Annotated in this window: 14 protein-coding genes; 2 read left to right on the top strand and 12 right to left on the bottom strand. The window is 45.5% G+C overall.

Annotation, left to right across the window (positions count from 1 at the left end; translation table 11 throughout):
• Positions 1-295: 295 nt before the first annotated feature.
• The 4 genes from DMR_RS00435 to DMR_RS00420 all read right to left on the bottom strand — a co-directional run bounded on the left by DMR_RS00435 (position 296) and on the right by DMR_RS00420 (position 5,058).
• A complete protein-coding gene (locus DMR_RS00435; RefSeq protein ID WP_012749686.1) occupies positions 296-1,234 on the bottom strand; it encodes an SPL family radical SAM protein in 939 nt (312 codons plus the stop codon).
• A gap of 57 nt (positions 1,235-1,291) precedes the next feature.
• Complete coding sequence (locus tag DMR_RS00430; RefSeq protein WP_148208327.1) at positions 1,292-2,608, bottom strand: hypothetical protein; 1,317 nt, start codon at positions 2,606-2,608, stop codon at positions 1,292-1,294.
• A 58-nt stretch (positions 2,609-2,666) separates the two neighbouring features.
• Positions 2,667-3,431, bottom strand: coding sequence for a hypothetical protein (locus DMR_RS00425; RefSeq protein WP_012749684.1), 765 nt, complete (start codon positions 3,429-3,431; stop codon positions 2,667-2,669).
• A 61-nt stretch (positions 3,432-3,492) separates the two neighbouring features.
• Positions 3,493-5,058 (bottom strand): DNA primase family protein, encoded by a 1,566-nt coding sequence (locus DMR_RS00420; RefSeq protein ID WP_148208326.1) that lies wholly within the window; start codon positions 5,056-5,058, stop codon positions 3,493-3,495.
• Positions 5,059-5,993: 935 nt separating this feature from the next.
• On the opposite strand from DMR_RS00420, the gene DMR_RS00415 reads away from it, so the two are divergent.
• Complete coding sequence (locus tag DMR_RS00415) at positions 5,994-6,353, top strand: DUF488 family protein, N3 subclade (protein ID WP_012749681.1); 360 nt, start codon at positions 5,994-5,996, stop codon at positions 6,351-6,353.
• Between the two features lie 1,103 nt (positions 6,354-7,456).
• Here DMR_RS00415 and DMR_RS22830 read toward each other — a convergent pair.
• From DMR_RS22830 to DMR_RS22205, 8 genes are all read right to left on the bottom strand, one after another.
• Positions 7,457-7,678, bottom strand: a complete 222-nt coding sequence (locus DMR_RS22830) for a (2Fe-2S)-binding protein (protein WP_012749678.1) — start codon at positions 7,676-7,678, stop codon at positions 7,457-7,459.
• 1,479 nt (positions 7,679-9,157) lie between these two features.
• Positions 9,158-10,282, bottom strand: coding sequence for a tyrosine-type recombinase/integrase (locus DMR_RS22825; protein WP_012749675.1), 1,125 nt, complete (start codon positions 10,280-10,282; stop codon positions 9,158-9,160).
• Between the two features lie 114 nt (positions 10,283-10,396).
• Positions 10,397-10,954: a tyrosine-type recombinase/integrase gene (locus DMR_RS22820; RefSeq protein ID WP_012749674.1), complete on the bottom strand. Its 558-nt coding sequence runs from the start codon at positions 10,952-10,954 to the stop codon at positions 10,397-10,399.
• Positions 10,955-11,320: 366 nt separating this feature from the next.
• Positions 11,321-11,701: a hypothetical protein gene (locus tag DMR_RS00410; protein WP_012749673.1), complete on the bottom strand. Its 381-nt coding sequence runs from the start codon at positions 11,699-11,701 to the stop codon at positions 11,321-11,323.
• Positions 11,702-13,069: 1,368 nt separating this feature from the next.
• Positions 13,070-14,176 (bottom strand): replication initiation protein, encoded by a 1,107-nt coding sequence (locus DMR_RS00405; protein WP_012749671.1) that lies wholly within the window; start codon positions 14,174-14,176, stop codon positions 13,070-13,072.
• 27 nt (positions 14,177-14,203) lie between these two features.
• Positions 14,204-15,079: a hypothetical protein gene (locus tag DMR_RS24140; protein ID WP_012749670.1), complete on the bottom strand. Its 876-nt coding sequence runs from the start codon at positions 15,077-15,079 to the stop codon at positions 14,204-14,206.
• 8 nt (positions 15,080-15,087) lie between these two features.
• Complete coding sequence (locus DMR_RS24135; protein WP_148208325.1) at positions 15,088-15,903, bottom strand: hypothetical protein; 816 nt, start codon at positions 15,901-15,903, stop codon at positions 15,088-15,090.
• Positions 15,904-16,810: 907 nt separating this feature from the next.
• Complete coding sequence (locus DMR_RS22205) at positions 16,811-17,023, bottom strand: hypothetical protein (protein WP_052278925.1); 213 nt, start codon at positions 17,021-17,023, stop codon at positions 16,811-16,813.
• A 339-nt stretch (positions 17,024-17,362) separates the two neighbouring features.
• Here DMR_RS22205 and DMR_RS22815 point away from each other — a divergent pair, with 339 nt between their 5' ends.
• Complete coding sequence (locus DMR_RS22815) at positions 17,363-17,935, top strand: MucR family transcriptional regulator (RefSeq protein ID WP_012749666.1); 573 nt, start codon at positions 17,363-17,365, stop codon at positions 17,933-17,935.
• Positions 17,936-18,094: the final 159 nt, after the last annotated feature.

The raw sequence follows: 18,094 nt of genomic DNA, 5'->3' as shown, positions 1-18,094 counted from the left end.
ATCGTCGCGTTTGACAACTACATTGACTTGCGACGATCGCCTAAAAAGAAAATGAGACGCGCAGAACCGGAAGCTACTTCCTTTTTCAAAGGATGCACCGCAAATTTTTCTGGGATGCACTTCAAATGTCCAAATGTCCAAACACTCCCAGAAGCGCCTGAATCCATAATAAATAGGCTCACTTCTGAAGCTAGACACACCGGCTTTTAGAAATAATTAGGAAAGAGGGGGAGCCTTGCGGCTACCCCTCCTGCCTTCTGCCCTGGTGGAATGGCGATGCTTGTTGCCGACCCGATCAGCCCTTCAGCCAGATAACGGAGCTTCCATCCCCGCGAAAGCCCTCCCCGTCTTGGTAGACGAGGATTTTCAAAAGGGATTTGAGTCCGACACCAGCCGCCGCCACGTTCAGATTTCCGATCAATCTGGCGGTATAATCAAGGTGCTCCCGCTGCCCCCGGATAAACCGGACTTCATTGGCGATGGCGATGAAGTCGGCGTCGGCAAGGGCCTCCTGACACAGGCGAAGTCCGGGACCGCGTGCATTAACCGGCTCGGCCCAGATCGCTTCCGGGGCGAAGGGCTTTATCATGTCCAGCATCTCGTCCAAGTCGTCAGGCCGATCCGCCACGCCCGGCATGCAAGGACAAAGCATTCCGAAGATGGGCACCTTAGCTTCATGGGCGGCCTGGAGAGCGCCCAACCGTTCCTGGATACTGGATGCCCTTGGCTCCAACACCTCTGCCACCTTCGCCTTGGAAAGCGGTGCCGTGATGCTTAATCCCAGGATGACACGCTCCCGAAACTCAGCCAGCAGGTCCAACTCGTTTACCACGGCGGCGTTTTTCGTCAGGATACGCACCCGGGCCTTCGACTCACGCAAAAGCTTCTCCAGACACCTCCGGCCCAGGTCGAACTCCTGAGCCTCCGGGCTCCAAGCATCGGTCAGCGTGCTCAGCATTACGGTGTCCGTGGGTTTCAAAGCGGCCAGTTCTGGACCAAGCCGATCCGGCGTCGTGGGATCGACGGCAGCCGCGCCGGCAGCGAATGCTTTGAACGCCGAACCGTCGTATTCCGGGAACAGCTTCGACTGCGTCCGCAGAATGGCCGGGGTGGAGCAGTAAAGGCAGCCATGGCCACACAGGACGCCGACATTAAGGGCATGGGTTGCCAACGTCTTTTTCTCGAACTCCTGCGACCGCGTGATCGTGCATTTTCTTGCGACTATTTTGACCATAGGTTCTTCCTAGGGTTAACGTTTATCAGGGTCACCGGGTTGCCCCGGCAGCCTGGACTAAGCCAAGCGACCGGGGAAGCCGATTTTACGGATATTGGACAGGATCAACGACTCCAGTCCGGCACGCGAGCGATCATCGACGTACCAGCGGTGGAACTCGTAAGTGATGGCCACGTTCCGCATAATTGCGCCGCAGGTGTGCTTCGTGAACAGCGCCGGGTAGGACTTCGCGAGCGTCCCAAGGACGCCGGCATAATGCCCGTTGATTTTGGTCAGGCTCCATTCCTGGAAGAAGACCTCGGCGAGGCCGTGTGCGGCGACGACATACTCGAAGAAGTGGTTAACCTGCTGGTGGCTGTAGATGTTGAGCGGCCCGAGCGAGCTAGCCTGCTGAAGGCGTGCCCCAGACTGGCGACGTGCGATTTCTTCCTGGACGTGCCCGATGAGCTCTGGCTCGCCATAGACGTGATCCAGGATGCCGGCCGGCGCATCGGTGAGGTTGTTGTAGACGGTCAGGCCGGAGCCGGTGAATTCGAACAGGGGGATGTCCGTTTTCGCCCGGGTCACCTGAAGAGGGTTGATGGAGTCGTACGTGGTCACGGCCTGGGCCTCCCCTCCCAGGTAGCGGGCGAAGAGTCCGTCCAGAATCGTCATTTCAAACCGGTCATATGGCAGGTACAGACCCAGGAAGTGGAGGGTGAAATCCAGGTCGAACCGGCCGGCGTCCAGGTAGTCCAGCAGGCAGCGATAGGCCATGCCGATGAACGGGCTGAACTTGATCCCGGTGATCCCACGCAGAGCCACCATGCCACCGATGGCGCGGTGCCTGATGATCTGGTTGAGGCCGTGCTTCGCAAACAGGTGGTCCCAGATCGCGTACTGGGCCGGCATCTTAAAATGCCACACGAAACTGAAGCGCTCCAAGGCCTCGGCGTTGGCAAGCAGGATGTCACGTGCCGTGGACAGGGCGTAATCGTTAAGCTCCATGATTTTCTGCTTCGTATTCATCTCCGTGAACACTTTGCTCCACGGGATATCGAGCGAGAAGACTTTGTCGAACGCACCTGCTTTCATATCCAACATAGCATTGTAGCATTGAACGAATCTCGGAACTGCTTTCGGGTGGACCGCCCCCTGGATGATTGAGTACCCGCCAGAGTCGATGAATATTTCACCATCGATTGGCCGAACATAGCGCTCTGTGTATTCTTGTATCGACATCAGTTCGTCGTGAAGAGTATGCGTATTGAAGTCGTACTGCTGCATACCGCCGATAATGGAGTACAGGCAGAGCTTATTCTTGGGCATGATGGCCCTATCATAGTCAAAGCCTTTTCCTTGCGGCTTACTCGCTACGTGTACATATTTCGACATGATCATATCCTTACCAGGGCCACGACATCCGTCGCAGCCCCGGTTTATTTTCGATGCGCTAGCTGGCGGACACGACGTCCAAGACCTCGGTGACAACCAAGTCAACACCCATGTCGATAGGGGTGGTGGCGCGAAGAACGTATTGATCGTTCAACGTCCCGATTTGAAGTGTCTGCTTGTGGCCGATGAACCGGAATGCAACCTGTGATTTGAGCACCAAGCTCGGAATACGGCTGGCGAGGCGCTCGGCCATTCCTGCCGTGAAGGTATAAGGTCCACTCGCCCCATTGACCCAGACTTGCTCAAGTTGGTCACCGTATACGGCGAGATGCACCGCTTCTTTTCCCTTGCCGATCTTACCAATGTACTTGCCAAAGTCCTTCGAATCGTACTCCGACAGTTTGGCGCCGAACCACGAGATGGGTGGCATGGCGAAGTAAGCGCCATCTGGTACTGGTATCGCAGGAAAACTAGCATCGGTATGATCGCCATGGATGTGGCAATGCTCTGCCTTAAAGCTAATGCGAACATTACCCTCGCCACGGATTGCCTTCGCCTCCTTGATGACGGCCTTGTCTGGCACGAACGCCATGGTAACGAGCGGCTTGACCAAAGGATCCTTTTCCGACGAATGATAATCCGCTTGAATGAATGCCATACGGTCTTCGGTGAACGCCATGAGGTTGGAATTTTGCAAGACCAACGACGGAGGATTGAACTTCATAGCGATTTTGAATCCACGCACAAGGGCATGGTACTCGGCCTGCGTGAGACTATATTCTTTTGCCAACCCCAGGCTGGCTTGATTCAGGGGCGTCGTCATAGCAAATCTCCGTAAGGGAATGGCGGGGGCCGTAGCCCCCGCAGATGGTTGCTCGGGAGGATTACTGCGGCATGCCGGCGAACGAGGAAGCACTGGCAACCGCAGACGGCGGCGGGGTGGTCATCCCGAAAGGACTGGGCTTGACGACCGTGGGCGCGGCTTTGAGGGCGACACCTTTCCAACGCCATGTCCCGGACTTGACCTTCTTGAAGCCCTTCTGACCCATCAGGGTTCCGAACAAGTGCAGGTTGGCAGGGTCGACGACCGCGCCCTTGGCCCAGTTCTTGTAAGCCTCATACAAGACGCCAAGCGGCGTCGAGACGTTCGGATCAAGGATGCAGCACTCGTCCAGGAAGGACTGTACCGTGTCCATCTCGGCCCGATACGCCTTGCAGGCTTCGACCACGCAGTCGGGCTTCACGAGATGGCCGCGCGCCTGCCAACGGAGGAAACCCTGAACGGCCCAGGCCAGGATTCCATCGATCTCGGCCTTCAACTTTTCCGGGAGGTCGCGGTCCATCGTGGCCTGAAAATCGCCGTCGAAGGGAATGACGACCAAGCGGCGGTAAATTCCATTGTCCGCCCCCGTAATCTTGGGCAGCGTGTTGACGGACAGGAAGAATTTCGCGACAGGATGGAAATCGAAATATTCCTTCCCGATAAAGCGAGCAGTCATGACATCACCGGCTACGCTACGTTTCAGCAGCGACTCGTCGAAGGACATGCCATCGTTGGCCTCGGCGATTGTCCCCAAGCGAATACCGGGCCACCGAGCGATGTCGTTGCGAATAGCACGGGAATTGGACTTTAAAAACGCGTGCCCGGGCATCCCAATACCGTACTCGCCGAGCAGATAGAGGAAGATTTCCACGAGCGTCGACTTCCCATTCGCACCTGTTCCCACCAGGATAAAGAAGGCGTGCTCCTTGATGAGTCCAGACAGGGCATAGCCGAAAACTTCCTGGAGAAAGTCCACGAGATCCTGGCGGCCCAGGCAAATCTGGCGCATGAAGCCCTGGAAGATCGGTGCTTCGGCATCCGGGCGGTAAGCGGCACTGGCGTAGCGCGTGATGCGCAGTTCAGGGCGGTTCTCGATCAGCGTCCCGGTCCGCAAATCAAGGACGCCGTTGGCTACGCCGAGCAGGTAGGGGTCGCTATCAAGTTCGGCCTTGGCTACCCGCACTTTGGGCAGGTCGCGGACCATTTCCAGCACAGCCTTCTTACGGCTGTTCTGCGATGTAGCCTTGGCCCAAGCGAGGGCCTCTTCCGGCGTCACCTCCTCCCCATTACGAGTGCGCAAAGGGCGGAGGGACTTGGCCTGACGGTACAGTTCGTCAACCAGCTTCATCACGAAGCGCATCATCAGTTGACGGGCTAATCTCCCGGTAAGCCAGCGCTTCTTGTCGTTGTCCCACCCGACCCATTGTGCACTCTCATGATCATACATGAAGAATTTATTGTAAACGCGGTAGAACTTCTGGGCGTTCCCCAAATCCGTAAGTGGATAGGCGAAGATCGGCCGCAGCCCTTGACTGGGCGCAGTGAGTCCAACGTTGAAGTTGCCAAAGACATTCACAACATTTGCCGCATTGGGGAGAGCGACGCCCTCGGGCTGTGAGATGGGCATGACCTCAGTGAACGCGGCCTCCGCCCCGACAGGACATGTGCGGGCCGGGTCCGCCTGGGGATCGAGGCATTGTGCTGGCCACGGCGGCGAGGTTTGTTGCTTAACCTTTCCGGAGCGCTGGTGCCCGCTTACGATGCTCTGGGGGGGGCATGTTTTCGGACACGATCCGAAAGATTGCGCATCATCAACTTTAACCGCAGACGAACAGAGACCCTGGCCATTGCCCAGGAGAGAAGACTTAAACGAAGAAACCATAGCTGGCTCCTAAGCTTATAGATGAAAGCAGAAAAAACCATTTGGCCGCGCGTGCCGAAACTATGGCGAGGAAAGGGGAAAGCCCCTAACACCATAGCGAAAGGCACTCGACAAATTATCTCAACGGTTTTTTTGAATTGGCGGAGCTAGGAGGATATGCCGGCTAAAGCGGCATTATTGACTATTTGGCCAGATTATTATGAAACCCACCGCCTAGTATTTGGGGCGCTTTTTAATGGGTGAGAGTCAAATGCCACGGGCCCAACTAAAAAGTCAAGAGTCAATTTGCTCTACAGAATCAGCTTTCGACGCCGACAGCGAGAAACTGCTAGTGGATTATCGGGGTCTCACGGGACAGTATCTTTCACCTGAAATTTTCCAGTGGCCGACACGGGCCAAGTCCGAGAAGACCACCCGGCCTTGGTAAAACCCCAGTCCCTTGCGCTACAACCGACTAATCCCTGCACCCATCACTGCATCAGCCTCGGTCAAAACCGCCGGCGGCGAGCGTCACGGGGCCAAAAATCTCATGGGATGCACTCGAAAAGTCCAAATGTCCAAAACTCACTCGCCAAGGGTGCAGGGAGCGTCTCCTCAGCGGGCTGAAATCAAGGTGACTTCAGGCGGCTTCTGTGGCAACGAAATAAACGAGAACGCACTTCAAAACCACAGGACTGGCCATGATAACCACATCATATTATGCACAAGAGAAAAAAATCAAAAATCCCGTAGCCATTTCACAACAAAAATACCGATGGGGTACAAAATCAAGAGAATACAAAAAACTTGCCCCGCCCATGTATCTCGTTGATTATTGGAAGAAAGGGTCGATCACAGTCGAACAATATACCGAAGAATATTATCGCGTCGTCTTGTCAAAGCTTAACCCCCAAGAAGTTCTAGATGAAATTATAAGAATCTTCGGTGATGACGCTACTTTATTATGCTTCGAAAAAGCCGGCGAATTCTGCCATCGCCGTCTCGTAGCAGAGTGGATCGAGAAGGGTACTGGGGTTGAAGTGCCGGAGCTTCAATTCTGAGTGGCAGAGCTGGCCCGGGCTAAGCGGCGCGGAGGCTATGTTCGCTGACGAAGATTTTTTCTGGGATGCACTTCAAAAGTCCAAATGTCCAAAATGGCCGTGGCCGCAGCCAGGGGACAGGACCAGGAAGACCAAACGGCCCCGGCAAATCCCCGTCGCCGTAGTTCTAGCTCCGGCTATCACTGCGGCACAATCCTCGCCACCGCTCAGTCTGGAGGTCCAGGGCAAGCGGCCAAAGGAGCATTTGCCTCTCGCCCTTCAATTTTTTCCAGGGATGCACTGCAAATGTCCAAATGTCCAAAATCGTATTTATCATATTGAAATAATGGACATTAACCAAATCCGAGGCGTCCTTGGCGTGCCTATTGGGGCAAATCTCTGCTTCACCAGCCCTCCTACTGCAAAAAAGAAAGGCCCCGACGGTACAGGTCGGGGCCAGTAATGTTACGTTGCTTGGAAAGACTTATGGGTTGACGATTGCTCCTCGACTATGAACGTAGAGCTAGTGTTTGCCACACCTGCAGCTTGCCAGATTTCATTTTTTACTGGCCTTCAAGTGCTCTACCGCGAGGGAAACTCTCCGACAATTGATTCACCCATTGGCATCGCCTCCGTTAAGATTGCTCACAACCTTCACTAGGGACACGACTAAGATATAGGCTCGCGGCCCAACGCTGTCTAGTGCTTTTTTCGAGGTGAATTCAGGCAGGCGGGGAAAAGGTCAGTAAGTTCGCTGGAAAATTTATGCGCATTTCCTGCCGATGTCCCAAGCCCTAGAGAAACCGTACGTTCACCCTAGGAGGGCCACCCTGGAGCGGGACCAGGCCAGGGGGACAAAGGCCCCAGGACAAGGGGAACGGCCCAGGAAGGGGGCCTACCGCGCGAATCCAGGGGGTGTCCGGGCTGGCGGCGAGGTGGGGCGGACGGGGCAGGTCCAGGAAAGCAATGGGGCCGAATAAACTACCGTCGACATGGTGCTCACTTGGGCTGTTCTTGCGTAAAAACCCGCATCTGTGCTCATTCAAGCAGACCTGACGTGAGTAACCAAGTACTGATTTTCATGGACCCACCTAACCTAGGAGGGCTTTAATTTCAGGGGAACATCACCGTCTACGTGGCGAAAGTTCCTTGCAGCTAGCAGAAGTACAAGCCCCTGTAGACTCTTTGATTTCAGCAAGTGTTTTTGCCCCGTCGCTGATGGCATCAAGCACCTGCCCTTTTGTTACGTTGCCGCAGTAACAGACGATAGCATCAATAGGGGCAGTCAGGATATCTTTTGGATCGAAATGATCCTGCTTGCCTAGGATGGTTAATGGCTGAAGCATCGTTTCCCTCTTGGCTTGTTAGCCCTGAGAAATAATGACTGAAGAGCTCCCGCAACAACAGCGTTTAGGTGGAGTTCTGAGGACTTCATGCTAATCACAAAAAGTGATCACAATGGTAGTTTCATTTGCTTCGTCAGACGTATGCATTTCCATCTTATAGCCAAGCGCTTCAGCGATCAATTTTGCCGAATACGTTCCGAGCCCTGTTCCATGCTGCTTGCCAGATTTCATTTTTTACTGGCCTTCAAGTGCTCTACTGCGAGGAAAACTCTCCGACAATTGATTCACCCAATGGCATCGCCTCCGCTAGGGTTGCTCACAACCTTCACTAGGGACACGACTAATATATAGGCTCGCGGCCCAACGCTGTCTAGTGCTTTTTTCGAGGGCATTTTGAAATAACCGGAGAGAAATCAGGCAGGCGGGAAAAAGCTCAGCAAGTTCACTGAGATTTATTTGTGCGCATTGCCTGCCGATGGGCCAAGCCCAAGGTAAATCGGACTTTCACCCTAGGAGGGCCACCCTGGAGCGGGACCAGGCCCGGGGGGACAAAGGCCCCTGTCCCAGTGGAACGGCCCAGGAAGCCCCCCTGCCGCGCGAATCCAGGGGGTGTCCGGGCCGGCGGCCGGGTGGGGCGGATGGGACAGGACCAGGAAAACCAACCGCCCCCGGTAAAATCCCTGCACCCGTGACTCCATAGGCCAGTTCCTGCGGCACTTTCTCGGGCAGGGTCAGCCAAAAGCACCGCCGGCGAAAAATGTGGCCAGAAAATTTTCATGGGCTGCACCCTAAAAGTCCAAAAGTCCAAAATGGGGGGGGGCGACCTCTTGAAAACCGCCCAAGCGACCGTGGTTTCTTTTCTTATGCAACCACGCATAAAGTAAGGGAATTATTTTTGACAGGAGCGAAAGAGGCGGAGGGTGGGGCGACCTCTTGAAAAAAATTCAAGCGACCGTGGAATGGTTTCTTGGTCTAACAGGTGGGCTGGGAAATGGTTCTGGCTTGGTACATACCCGCCAAACCCTAGTGTTGGCGGCGTTGGCGCTTAGGCAAAGAAAAAGGGGTCACCGATTTCTCGGTAACCCCTTGGCATTCTTCTTGGTGGAGCTGGAGGGAATCGAACCCACGACCTCTTGAATGCCATTCCACATATATAGCTGAAATCATTGGACTTTCTAGTTAAATAGTTGGCTGCCAAAGCTTCTTTTTGGCTGTAACCAACTGATATGTGGTCGTTTTTTGGCGGCAGTGCCAACAGTCCAGCCACAGGCGTAAGTAAGTAAATACGTATATAGCTTTTTAATGAAAGTTAAAAATAACTACAATCGTTTATACGGTCATTCAAATCATTTAACAATTATAATGTTTTTAGTTTATGCTAGCCATGCTAACATTTGACAATCAGCAATTACGAATGTTAAGTATTTCTATGTTAAAAAATAAAGTATAAGGAGAGCCTCTCGACTCTCCTCATACCCATTAAACAATGTCTGGCAACATGCTAACAGCGCGTTCTTTTTCTCCTTCAAGATAATGATAGTATGTGTCAGCTGTCATCTTAACGGTAGCGTGCCCCATTAACTTTGACACTGCTGCCAAGTCCGCATTGTTACTTAATAAAGTTGTAGCGAACAAGTGCCTTAAATCATACATTCGAACAGGGTAGTTTATCCCTGCAAGTTCACAAGCAGTTCTGAATGAACCTTTTAAAGATTTAATCTGGTGACCGTTGTATTCAACAATGTATTCCGATGTTGAATACTCACGCATAGCTTTAAGCTTTTCGAGAAATGAGACCTTAATCGGTACTGTTCTAAAGGTTTTGGTTTTTGTAGCATAAATATGGACGGTTGCTTTAGTGAAATCAACATTACTCCACTTAAGCGAAAGAAGTTCAGATTCTCCTGGTCGAGTACCAAGGTTAAAACATACTTCCATTGCCCATTTTAAATGAGGTTCAGCTTTATCCATAATTTTCTTCATGTCCTCAATGTTAAGCTGAACATCACGCGGTCTTTCCTTCGAACGTTTCCGCTTTGACATAGGATTGGTCTTTGACAACTCATTTTCAATGCCAAAGTTAAAGATTGCATCGACATAATCGCAATAGCGATTGACTGTTATTTGTGATCTTGGTTTGCCAGTAATATTACTCACTCCTTGAAAGTGTTTAATAAACGGCAGAATGTCATTAACATACGTCATGTTATCCACACACTTATTTTTGTCGAGAAGATTGAAAAAGCAGGTTTTTAAAAGGTTTGCAATAGTTAAAATGTGCTTCTCGGTCTTACCTGAAGCACTTAAGTGTTCCAAATACTTCTGTGCAAGCTTTCCGAACGTTATTGAACCAGTTTCAACAACAGCCACTGGAATAACAGGCTCATAACTAATTTGACTTACGTTGATTACCGGGGCTTGGTAAGTTTGCACCAAGCTTGGATCAGGTACAGTTTGATTGTTAGCTTTAGCATTTTTCACAGCAGCATCAAACACTTCGGCTTGATATTTACCATTATCTCCACTTCCGAATGATTTGTCACGACGTTTGCCGTTTTCATTCCAATAAACCAACCATCGACCATCACGTTGATAAACGCCCATAATAACCTCCAAATTCGTAAGTAATTCAACAAATATCGAGTTAATTAACCAAATTTAAAATTCAGTCATTAAAACTTTCTAAATAAAGGAGCTTTTGGCTCCTTTGGTTGAAGTTTAAATAGTATTGAGTAGAATGTCCTCTACTTCTTCCTCCTGAATTCCAAGATATCTTCTTGTAATTGACGGAGAACTATGTTGCATCCTAGATGCTAGCAAAGCCCAACTAACCTTAAAATATGTTCGTTGTTGATAACACCATGTTTTACGGAGTGTATGAGCACCAGCATTGATCTTCAAACCAATCTCATCACACCACCGCTGAACCATCTTAGTGACGGCATATGTTGTTAATGGACTGTTCTGCCCCTTCCTACTTTTGAATAGGTAGTCATCGTCATGGACTTCAACTGCTCCAAAATAATCATCAAGAGCTGACTTAATCTCCTTGTTCACAATGAATACATTTTCCTTGCCAGTTTTCTTTTCCTTGAGACAAACTCTGTCACCAGTATTACTGGTCTTAACACTTGACACTTTTAATGCCAAAATGTCTTGCACACGCAGGCCAGTATTGATTGCCATTATGAATAGCAATCTGTCTCTTTTGTTAGTGATCAAGAGCTTTTTTATGCACTTGATATGCTTCATGTCTATTATCGGTTCAACCTTCATAACCGCCTCCAATCCTTGTTTCTGGTTTAAAACATGGTAAAATCAAGCATTGGAAACTGCTTGTCCTGGGGCAAGCTCCAACAGGTCCAGATTATCTCCTTGTTTTTCTTTGATTTATCCACCATTAAAATCCCAATGTCCGTTTCTATGTAGAATCGTACTTTGGATATATTAATTATATTTATATTTTATTGTTCAAAATGAAATGGACAGAGTTATAATTACATATAGCTCTGAATTATAAAAATATGATGCAAAAGCATGCAAATATTGCAGAGTAACTAATTGTATTAGAATAAATTACTTTACTTGCTCACAATAAGAAATGTCATGCAGACGTATCTACATGACATTTCAGTTAGAGTGTTATGGGTGAATTTTGGTCAGGATGATCTGATTGCCATTGACTTCGACTGAATACTCATCACCTTCGTTAACTTCAATGTCACCGAGGTCGTGAGCGTTCAGGTTAATTCGTAAAAATCCAGCTTGATTTACTCTCGGACGTTTCGAGTCCTTGATATACAAGTCCTTAACTTCATACAGCACTCTGTCAGTGCTGATCAATTTAAGGATGTATTGCTTCAAGGTCTGCTTGTGTCTGATAGACATCTTTTGCATAATTTGTGTTGCATCAAGACCTTCCTTGACAAATTGCCTTAAAAGCTTTGGGTCGTATTTTGACTCAAGTTTCTTCTTCGACTGTTGATCTTGGTTTTCACCATTGGTTTCATTCTTGACACCCATAACAACTCCTTTGCATAGAAATGTTGTTGTTAATAGGTATATCTGTCTAAATAGGTTTAAATCGTTGGTTTAACGGCAAAATATGCATGTTTTACGCAAATTAACCTTAAAATTTTGCAAAAACACCCAGCCGGAACAAGCGAGATGCCCATATATGGCCCCAGGAGCCCCGTACGCGGCTTTTTGCCATCGACTGACACCCGGGCATGGGAAAAGCCCCAAAAACCCAGGAGAAGGGATTTTACGGGGAGGTGTCACAGGTACAGTCAATGTACCGGACTGGGGGAAGATCGACAGCAGGTAGAAAAGACGGATCAATTTTGCCGTTAAAGCAAATAAAAGAAAAAGGTCCTCATAGGATGAAGACCTTTATGCAAAATATTCTTTGCAGTTCACAGAAACATGCTCCTATCTAAATTAATCAGATAGGAACATGAATCCTAAGAGTAGAAAGGATCAATTACTTGTCCTAGCCCTCTGTTGCAGCTAATTCGTACAAGCGGTTTTCCCGCATACGGCTACGTCAATTGGTATTCGATGTATCACAACTGTCTAATTTTTTTAAGTAGCTTTTAATTACGCTGTACTACTAATGGACAGCAGGGTTATATTTTTATAGGGTCAACTTTTATTATGCTTAAATTTAAAGACATTCCATGCTACACCGAATACCAATCGATAGTTTCTTACAAACTTCAGACACCCTTATGAAAATCAAACTCTTCATCTCCATAAAAATCTTTTCACAAGGGCTTCCTTTGGTCTATTTTATTCCAATGAATCCATCCCGAGTCTAATCGCATTCATATACTCAAACATTATTGCACTTGAACTATAATATTTTCAGATGATTACTTAAAATCAACGGATTTCAGTTTGCCATGAACCTCATCCAATATATGAGCCACCTTAACTTCTGTAATATACATACGGGCTAGATTTCGTCTCAACTTCTTTACTGTCATAATTACTTAATAACAGCTAAGTCATTCTTAAGTAGATATAGTTCGAGGAGAGAGCGACTATTCTAGTTAATCTTAAGTAATGTTTATTTTTTGACTTGATGCCTTTTCAAGATAAAGCATCTCCTAGCTTAGCTAGGACAGGAATTGTAATATACAAAGCACCCATGGCCTTTGTAAACTGCAAATTGGTTGTATATATCTTTCAAAACTACTTGAAAATATTATATGACTTTTGAACACTGACAAAATTAGAAAAATATAATTAATGAGAATTATAATTGAGACATATAATAGAACATTTTCCCAAATGGGTTATTAGATAATGGCATAAATGTTTTATTGGCTGGAATTTAAAATAGCTATATTATGTTATATTATATTATAAAATATTATTATTATATAATTATATTTTGATATCTAAACTATCTATTAAATCTTTATATCCATATACTCTTGATAAACTTAATCCAGTCATTCTAACAATCTCTTTGTAGTCTACTTGTATGCCATTGCTGGTTAAATAATTTACTGCTTCAGTAATTTTTGAAATAGTTTTAGCTCTTCGTACCCTATGAGTATAATATGCTCCTTTTTGCTCACATTCTCGAATCTCTTGTAAATGCTCTGGAGAACCTTTCTCCTGGAATGTTCTAGTTAACCCCATAACACCGCGATTCTTACTTAGATTAGGAAAACTAGGATCATTTTTATGACGCCAAGTCCATTCAGATATAGACCTTGCAACCGATGCTACTTCTTTTAAAGTGTATGGGTGATCTTTGACAATATCTTTTAAATACATTTCATAAAATTGATTACAAATAATTTCTACGGCTTGGTGAAATATTTTTTCGTCCTTATATTGTTTAACAATTTTATAAGCATGCTTCCTACATGAATCAAATAAAGTTTGGTTTCTGCTGGTTGGATCGATCTCTGGTCGAACCGCAATGTTCTTTATATCAAGTCCATATTCATTAAGCTCATTGAGATCATATGTATAATTAGCCCAATGAACTTTCCACTTACTCGTGAACGGCACATTTGTAATCTCTGCTTGTTTCTTCTCGATATACTGGTAGAAAGGATTTTTAATATTTGATCCATTAAAACCCATGTCGCCGTTCATTCTCAAACACAAGCCAAGCACAACACTGTCATAATATCTTTTTGCCTTCGAACTATACGTAGCTTTGCGACCGCGTATTGGCAAAAGCAACGGCACAGTCAATTCATAATGTAAATGGGCATGGGAATTTTCATTATTGATTACGATCAAAGTAGGTTCTGGCAATCCTTCATCCATCCAGACACTAGCAGCGCATTCATAATCTAAATCAAAACTTAAATACTGCTTTCTATGATTCGGCATTTGTATGTATGCAGCAATATTTATTATCTCTTCCTTTTTCCCAATATTACGTATTACTTTGCTATTTCCCCATCTTGGCCTTGGTGATAAATAGTTATAAAATCTTAACTCTGGCGATGTTTCACAAGGAATAACCATAATTGCACCTTAACTTTCATTATCTTTTTATTCGCAGTCATATATATAACCTTTAGCCATTTGTTCTTTAGTCAGTTTTTGTTCGAGTTCATAAAAGTAATAGCTATTGACAGCAAGCTTCATGTCGCCGTGATGAATAACATCTTCCAAGCTTAAACCTAGTCTCCCATGCAACCATTCCTCATAATCTTCACATAACGGGTGTAATCTGACATAATCTTTATTTGGCTCACCATTTTTGCTGTATTCTCTTGTTGCAAAAGAAACCTCTTTGCCGTTAACTTCATCAAAATAAATTAACCTACCATTTTTTATCCACTGTGCAAATGAAGAACAGTCAGACGACCAAACTGGAGCTTTCGTTAATTTAGCAAAACTACCAATACCAAACCAATGGACTTTTATATTAGCAGAATGTAAAATATTTGTTGCTTTTACTAAATCATCAATATTCTTTTTTCGTGTAGACCCGATGGCAACAAATGGATACTTACTCGCTTGTGAAGTATAGTAGTCTACTTCCAATTGTAAATTTTGTATAACAGGTATTGGCGTGAATCCCTTGGCTTCTAATATTCGTTGATTTTCAATACTCGACTCTGTCCCTTCGTCTCCATGTTCAGGATCAAAACCAAAATAGAAATTATAAAAGCTTGAACAGTCTTCTAAAAAATCAGCATAATTTAAAACATCAATATGATGCTTGTGAGTATTTTCAGTAATACTAAACGTTCCAGAATCGAGTGCTAATGACTTTATATTTCCTGGATTCGTACTTAATATTTCGAAGGTTCCAGGCCCATCAACTAAATATGACCTTAGGACGTGTATTTTAATATCTGGCTTTAGCTTTTTTAAAAGTCTAAGAGATGCTGCCGTTATTGATGATTGGTAAATTCTCATAGCTCTCTCTACTCTTCCGCCGGCAATGACAATTTATACAAAATAGAATTATAATGTGCTAAGTCTTCATACATGAAGCCGGGTATGTGTTTCGGGACTGTATTAGTTTTCAATGCCTTGCCCATTAATGTAATCAGCTTTTCCATTACTTCTTCTATTTCAGATGAAACAGCTAGAGGTGATTTAACTTGGCTTGTCTTTGGATTTACAACATCAAAATGTATCAAGCTTTTCAATACTAGATCGGGCCGTGCTTTTCCAGACAGTTCCTTTAAAAGTTTATCCTCGAAAATCACACCTTTCCTAAGTGATTTCAAAATAAGATCCATTGAAATATTAATATTATTTTTCTTCAATAAACTATGAACAACCTTGGCATCGATAGCCATGGAAAATTCACTATAATCAAAATTTTTAATATCTGCTTGGTTGAATCCTAAATCTTTCAGAAATACCTCAACATCATTTCCTTTAATTAGTTCTGATATTTTTACCAATTTACCCCAACCAAGAAAAAGATATTTATCAATATTATTGAGGGAAGCAACCTTCATTCTTTCAGCACGAGTAGTTTTTTTAATGACTGGTGTACCGTCAGGTTTCTTTGGAATTATTTTAGAAACTTCAATTTCCCATTTTAATCCTTGTTTTTTAATAATACTTTTGGCTTGGTTTAAATACTTTCCACTTTCTAACCTCAAGCGGGCTTGGATAACATCTTCCGTGTCTGTTTGTTTATTGATCTTAGACTCAAGTGCTCCAAGGGCGGCAATTATAGAATCCATATCAGCAGGCATTATTAGCCCGTCATCTTTAATATCCATCATCTTATCCTTTAAGGTAATTATAAGAGTTAAAAAGTATTTTAAAATTATTTAACTTACCGAAATTATTAATAAATTAAAATTTTCCAATAAATTTAGTGGGTTGAGTAAAATATTCGCCAGCGCGAACTTTTTTATTAAGTCTTTAATATAATGGGATTTTTTAAATTCATTCCTAGGCCTAGGTTCAGGCTTCCTCCTCCTCTTTGCCGGCATTATATGCATAATTCGGGACTGAAAAAATCCCGGTGGGCATTTCTACCTGGCCCAATCCCAGATATCCCGCGCACCCAGCTCGGCGAGAAACCAAGAGGACAGGGGGTATCCCGGCTTTTAGCTACCTAACTCAGCGGGCTGTGGTCAATCGGTGCATGGGGTAATTCCAGATAGGCCGACGGTGTCTCATGGGATGAGTTGCTTTTACACCTAGCAATCATTGAGAATCCGACCTTCACCGCCACCGGTACGAGTTAAGCCGGGCAGGTGATCCAGCAAGTAAATGATCCTGGCCTATGCAAACCCGACCCAAGGGGTAAATGTCCCAAGAGGTCCGTTTAGCTAATTAAAAAGCTTCATCATCATGGGTATTTTTGTCAGTCAGGGCGGAAGTTAGTGCAAATCAGAGCTCGGTTTTTACTACATTCTATGCTTATCAAGCAATAATTCTGAGATTATAAATATTTTTTTGGCGTTTACATCCTTTCTTCAAAGATAAACATCACTTACTAGTTAATGACAATATTACCTCGAAACGACAAGCAGCTATTTCATCTGAAATTAGTATAGAAAAAGTGCGATCATTATTGAACTATATTAAACAAACATTTGCATTTTACTCATTACAAGACAATTACGATGAACTAATTACAGCAAATTATGATCTTGATTTGAATTGCTTGTTGTCACTTCAGCGGTCTATAAAATAATTTCCAAAGATATCACCAAGCTTATTACGGAAATTATGACATAGAGCCATACCGACTTCAGAATATAAGCTAGTTAAATTTCCATATACTTCTGGCGAAGACGTGTCCATTATTTTGAATATATTTTCAATGAGTCTAAAAGAATTATAAACATCATCCTTAGCTTCTAACAGATCAATATTCTTGCTATTCATATCACCTCCTATTGTTTCCAACAGAAGATATCCTGGAGCACCGGGGCTGTCACGGGGCGGCATTTCAAACCGGACGAACCCCTAGGGTAAACGGTCGTTGGGGATATACGGGGTTTTCCGGGCTTTTTGGTCGGCGGGGAGCCCAAGGGGACGGTACAGTTGGGAAAGCCCAAGGAAGCCCCCCTAGGGCGCGAATTCAGGGGGTGTTCTATACGGCCAGACCAAGAGCCGTTCCCCCAATAGCCGCCGGAAAAATTTCTTGTCCAATTCTCTGGTGAACGTTGACAGTTTATTTGCGGGAGAGCTATATGCAAACCATCATTCTAAAAGGAGATGGTTATGTTTAACAAAAAATTATGGTCTGAAGCAGTTGATATAGCTAAAGATCAGGCTCGCCATGGGAAAGTTCATTACTCTGATTTGCAAAAAGCAACTGAAACAATTTACAACGACCTGTTATTATTAGAACAAGGTCCCGTCTTTGAAACTAACCCTATTCCTGAACCATCTACTCAAGCAGCTCTCCCAGCACCTTCTGCTGGTATATTTAAGCATGAACGTGTTGGTGATTTTGTGACATGCGCTGAATGCGGCGAGCAAATGAAATCTATCAGCATTGCCCATCTTAAAAAACATGGTATCAATTCTCGTGAAGAGTACATGCAAAAACATGGCGTTTTAAAAAAAGACATGATTGGAAATATCAAAAGAGAAGTTCTAAAAGGTGAAGAAAATCCTTTGACGGTCTTGGGCCATATCATGAGAGAGTACAAAGTAGCAAGGGATGATGTTAATGAATTTATTGCTGAACACGGATTTACAGACCTTAAGGATCTTATGAAGAAGGCAAAAGTTGCAGGTGTTCTGCCGTTTGAATTTTTTCAAGACAAGCAAGCCAGGAATTTGCTTTAGTGAAAAGCAAGATAAGGCTGTTGAAGTGTAGCATTTGACTTAGTTTGGCAAAGGCCCACGTCTTCCTTTAAATAATGGTTGGCGTGGGCTTTGACATTACCGACTAATTGTCAATGCTTTAGATGGTATTTAGAGGCAGTTACTATTTGTATTTTAATA

The sequence above is a fragment of the Solidesulfovibrio magneticus RS-1 genome (genome assembly GCF_000010665.1).
Classification (GTDB): domain Bacteria; phylum Desulfobacterota; class Desulfovibrionia; order Desulfovibrionales; family Desulfovibrionaceae; genus Solidesulfovibrio; species Solidesulfovibrio magneticus.
This window is presented reverse-complemented; position numbering and strand designations above follow the sequence as displayed.

Coding starts and splice junctions, on each gene's coding strand:
- DMR_RS24135 (WP_148208325.1), bottom strand. CDS start 15,903: ATGGATATTAAAGATGACGGGCTAATAATGCCTGCTGATATGGATTCT.
- DMR_RS00405 (WP_012749671.1), bottom strand. CDS start 14,176: ATGGTTATTCCTTGTGAAACATCGCCAGAGTTAAGATTTTATAACTAT.
- DMR_RS00430 (WP_148208327.1), bottom strand. CDS start 2,608: ATGTCGAAATATGTACACGTAGCGAGTAAGCCGCAAGGAAAAGGCTTT.
- DMR_RS00435 (WP_012749686.1), bottom strand. CDS start 1,234: ATGGTCAAAATAGTCGCAAGAAAATGCACGATCACGCGGTCGCAGGAG.
- DMR_RS22830 (WP_012749678.1), bottom strand. CDS start 7,678: ATGCTTCAGCCATTAACCATCCTAGGCAAGCAGGATCATTTCGATCCA.
- DMR_RS22820 (WP_012749674.1), bottom strand. CDS start 10,954: ATGAAGGTTGAACCGATAATAGACATGAAGCATATCAAGTGCATAAAA.
- DMR_RS22825 (WP_012749675.1), bottom strand. CDS start 10,282: ATGGGCGTTTATCAACGTGATGGTCGATGGTTGGTTTATTGGAATGAA.
- DMR_RS00425 (WP_012749684.1), bottom strand. CDS start 3,431: ATGACGACGCCCCTGAATCAAGCCAGCCTGGGGTTGGCAAAAGAATAT.
- DMR_RS22205 (WP_052278925.1), bottom strand. CDS start 17,023: ATGAATAGCAAGAATATTGATCTGTTAGAAGCTAAGGATGATGTTTAT.
- DMR_RS22815 (WP_012749666.1), top strand. CDS start 17,363: ATGTTTAACAAAAAATTATGGTCTGAAGCAGTTGATATAGCTAAAGAT.
- DMR_RS24140 (WP_012749670.1), bottom strand. CDS start 15,079: ATGAGAATTTACCAATCATCAATAACGGCAGCATCTCTTAGACTTTTA.
- DMR_RS00410 (WP_012749673.1), bottom strand. CDS start 11,701: ATGGGTGTCAAGAATGAAACCAATGGTGAAAACCAAGATCAACAGTCG.
- DMR_RS00420 (WP_148208326.1), bottom strand. CDS start 5,058: ATGCCCATCTCACAGCCCGAGGGCGTCGCTCTCCCCAATGCGGCAAAT.
- DMR_RS00415 (WP_012749681.1), top strand. CDS start 5,994: ATGATAACCACATCATATTATGCACAAGAGAAAAAAATCAAAAATCCC.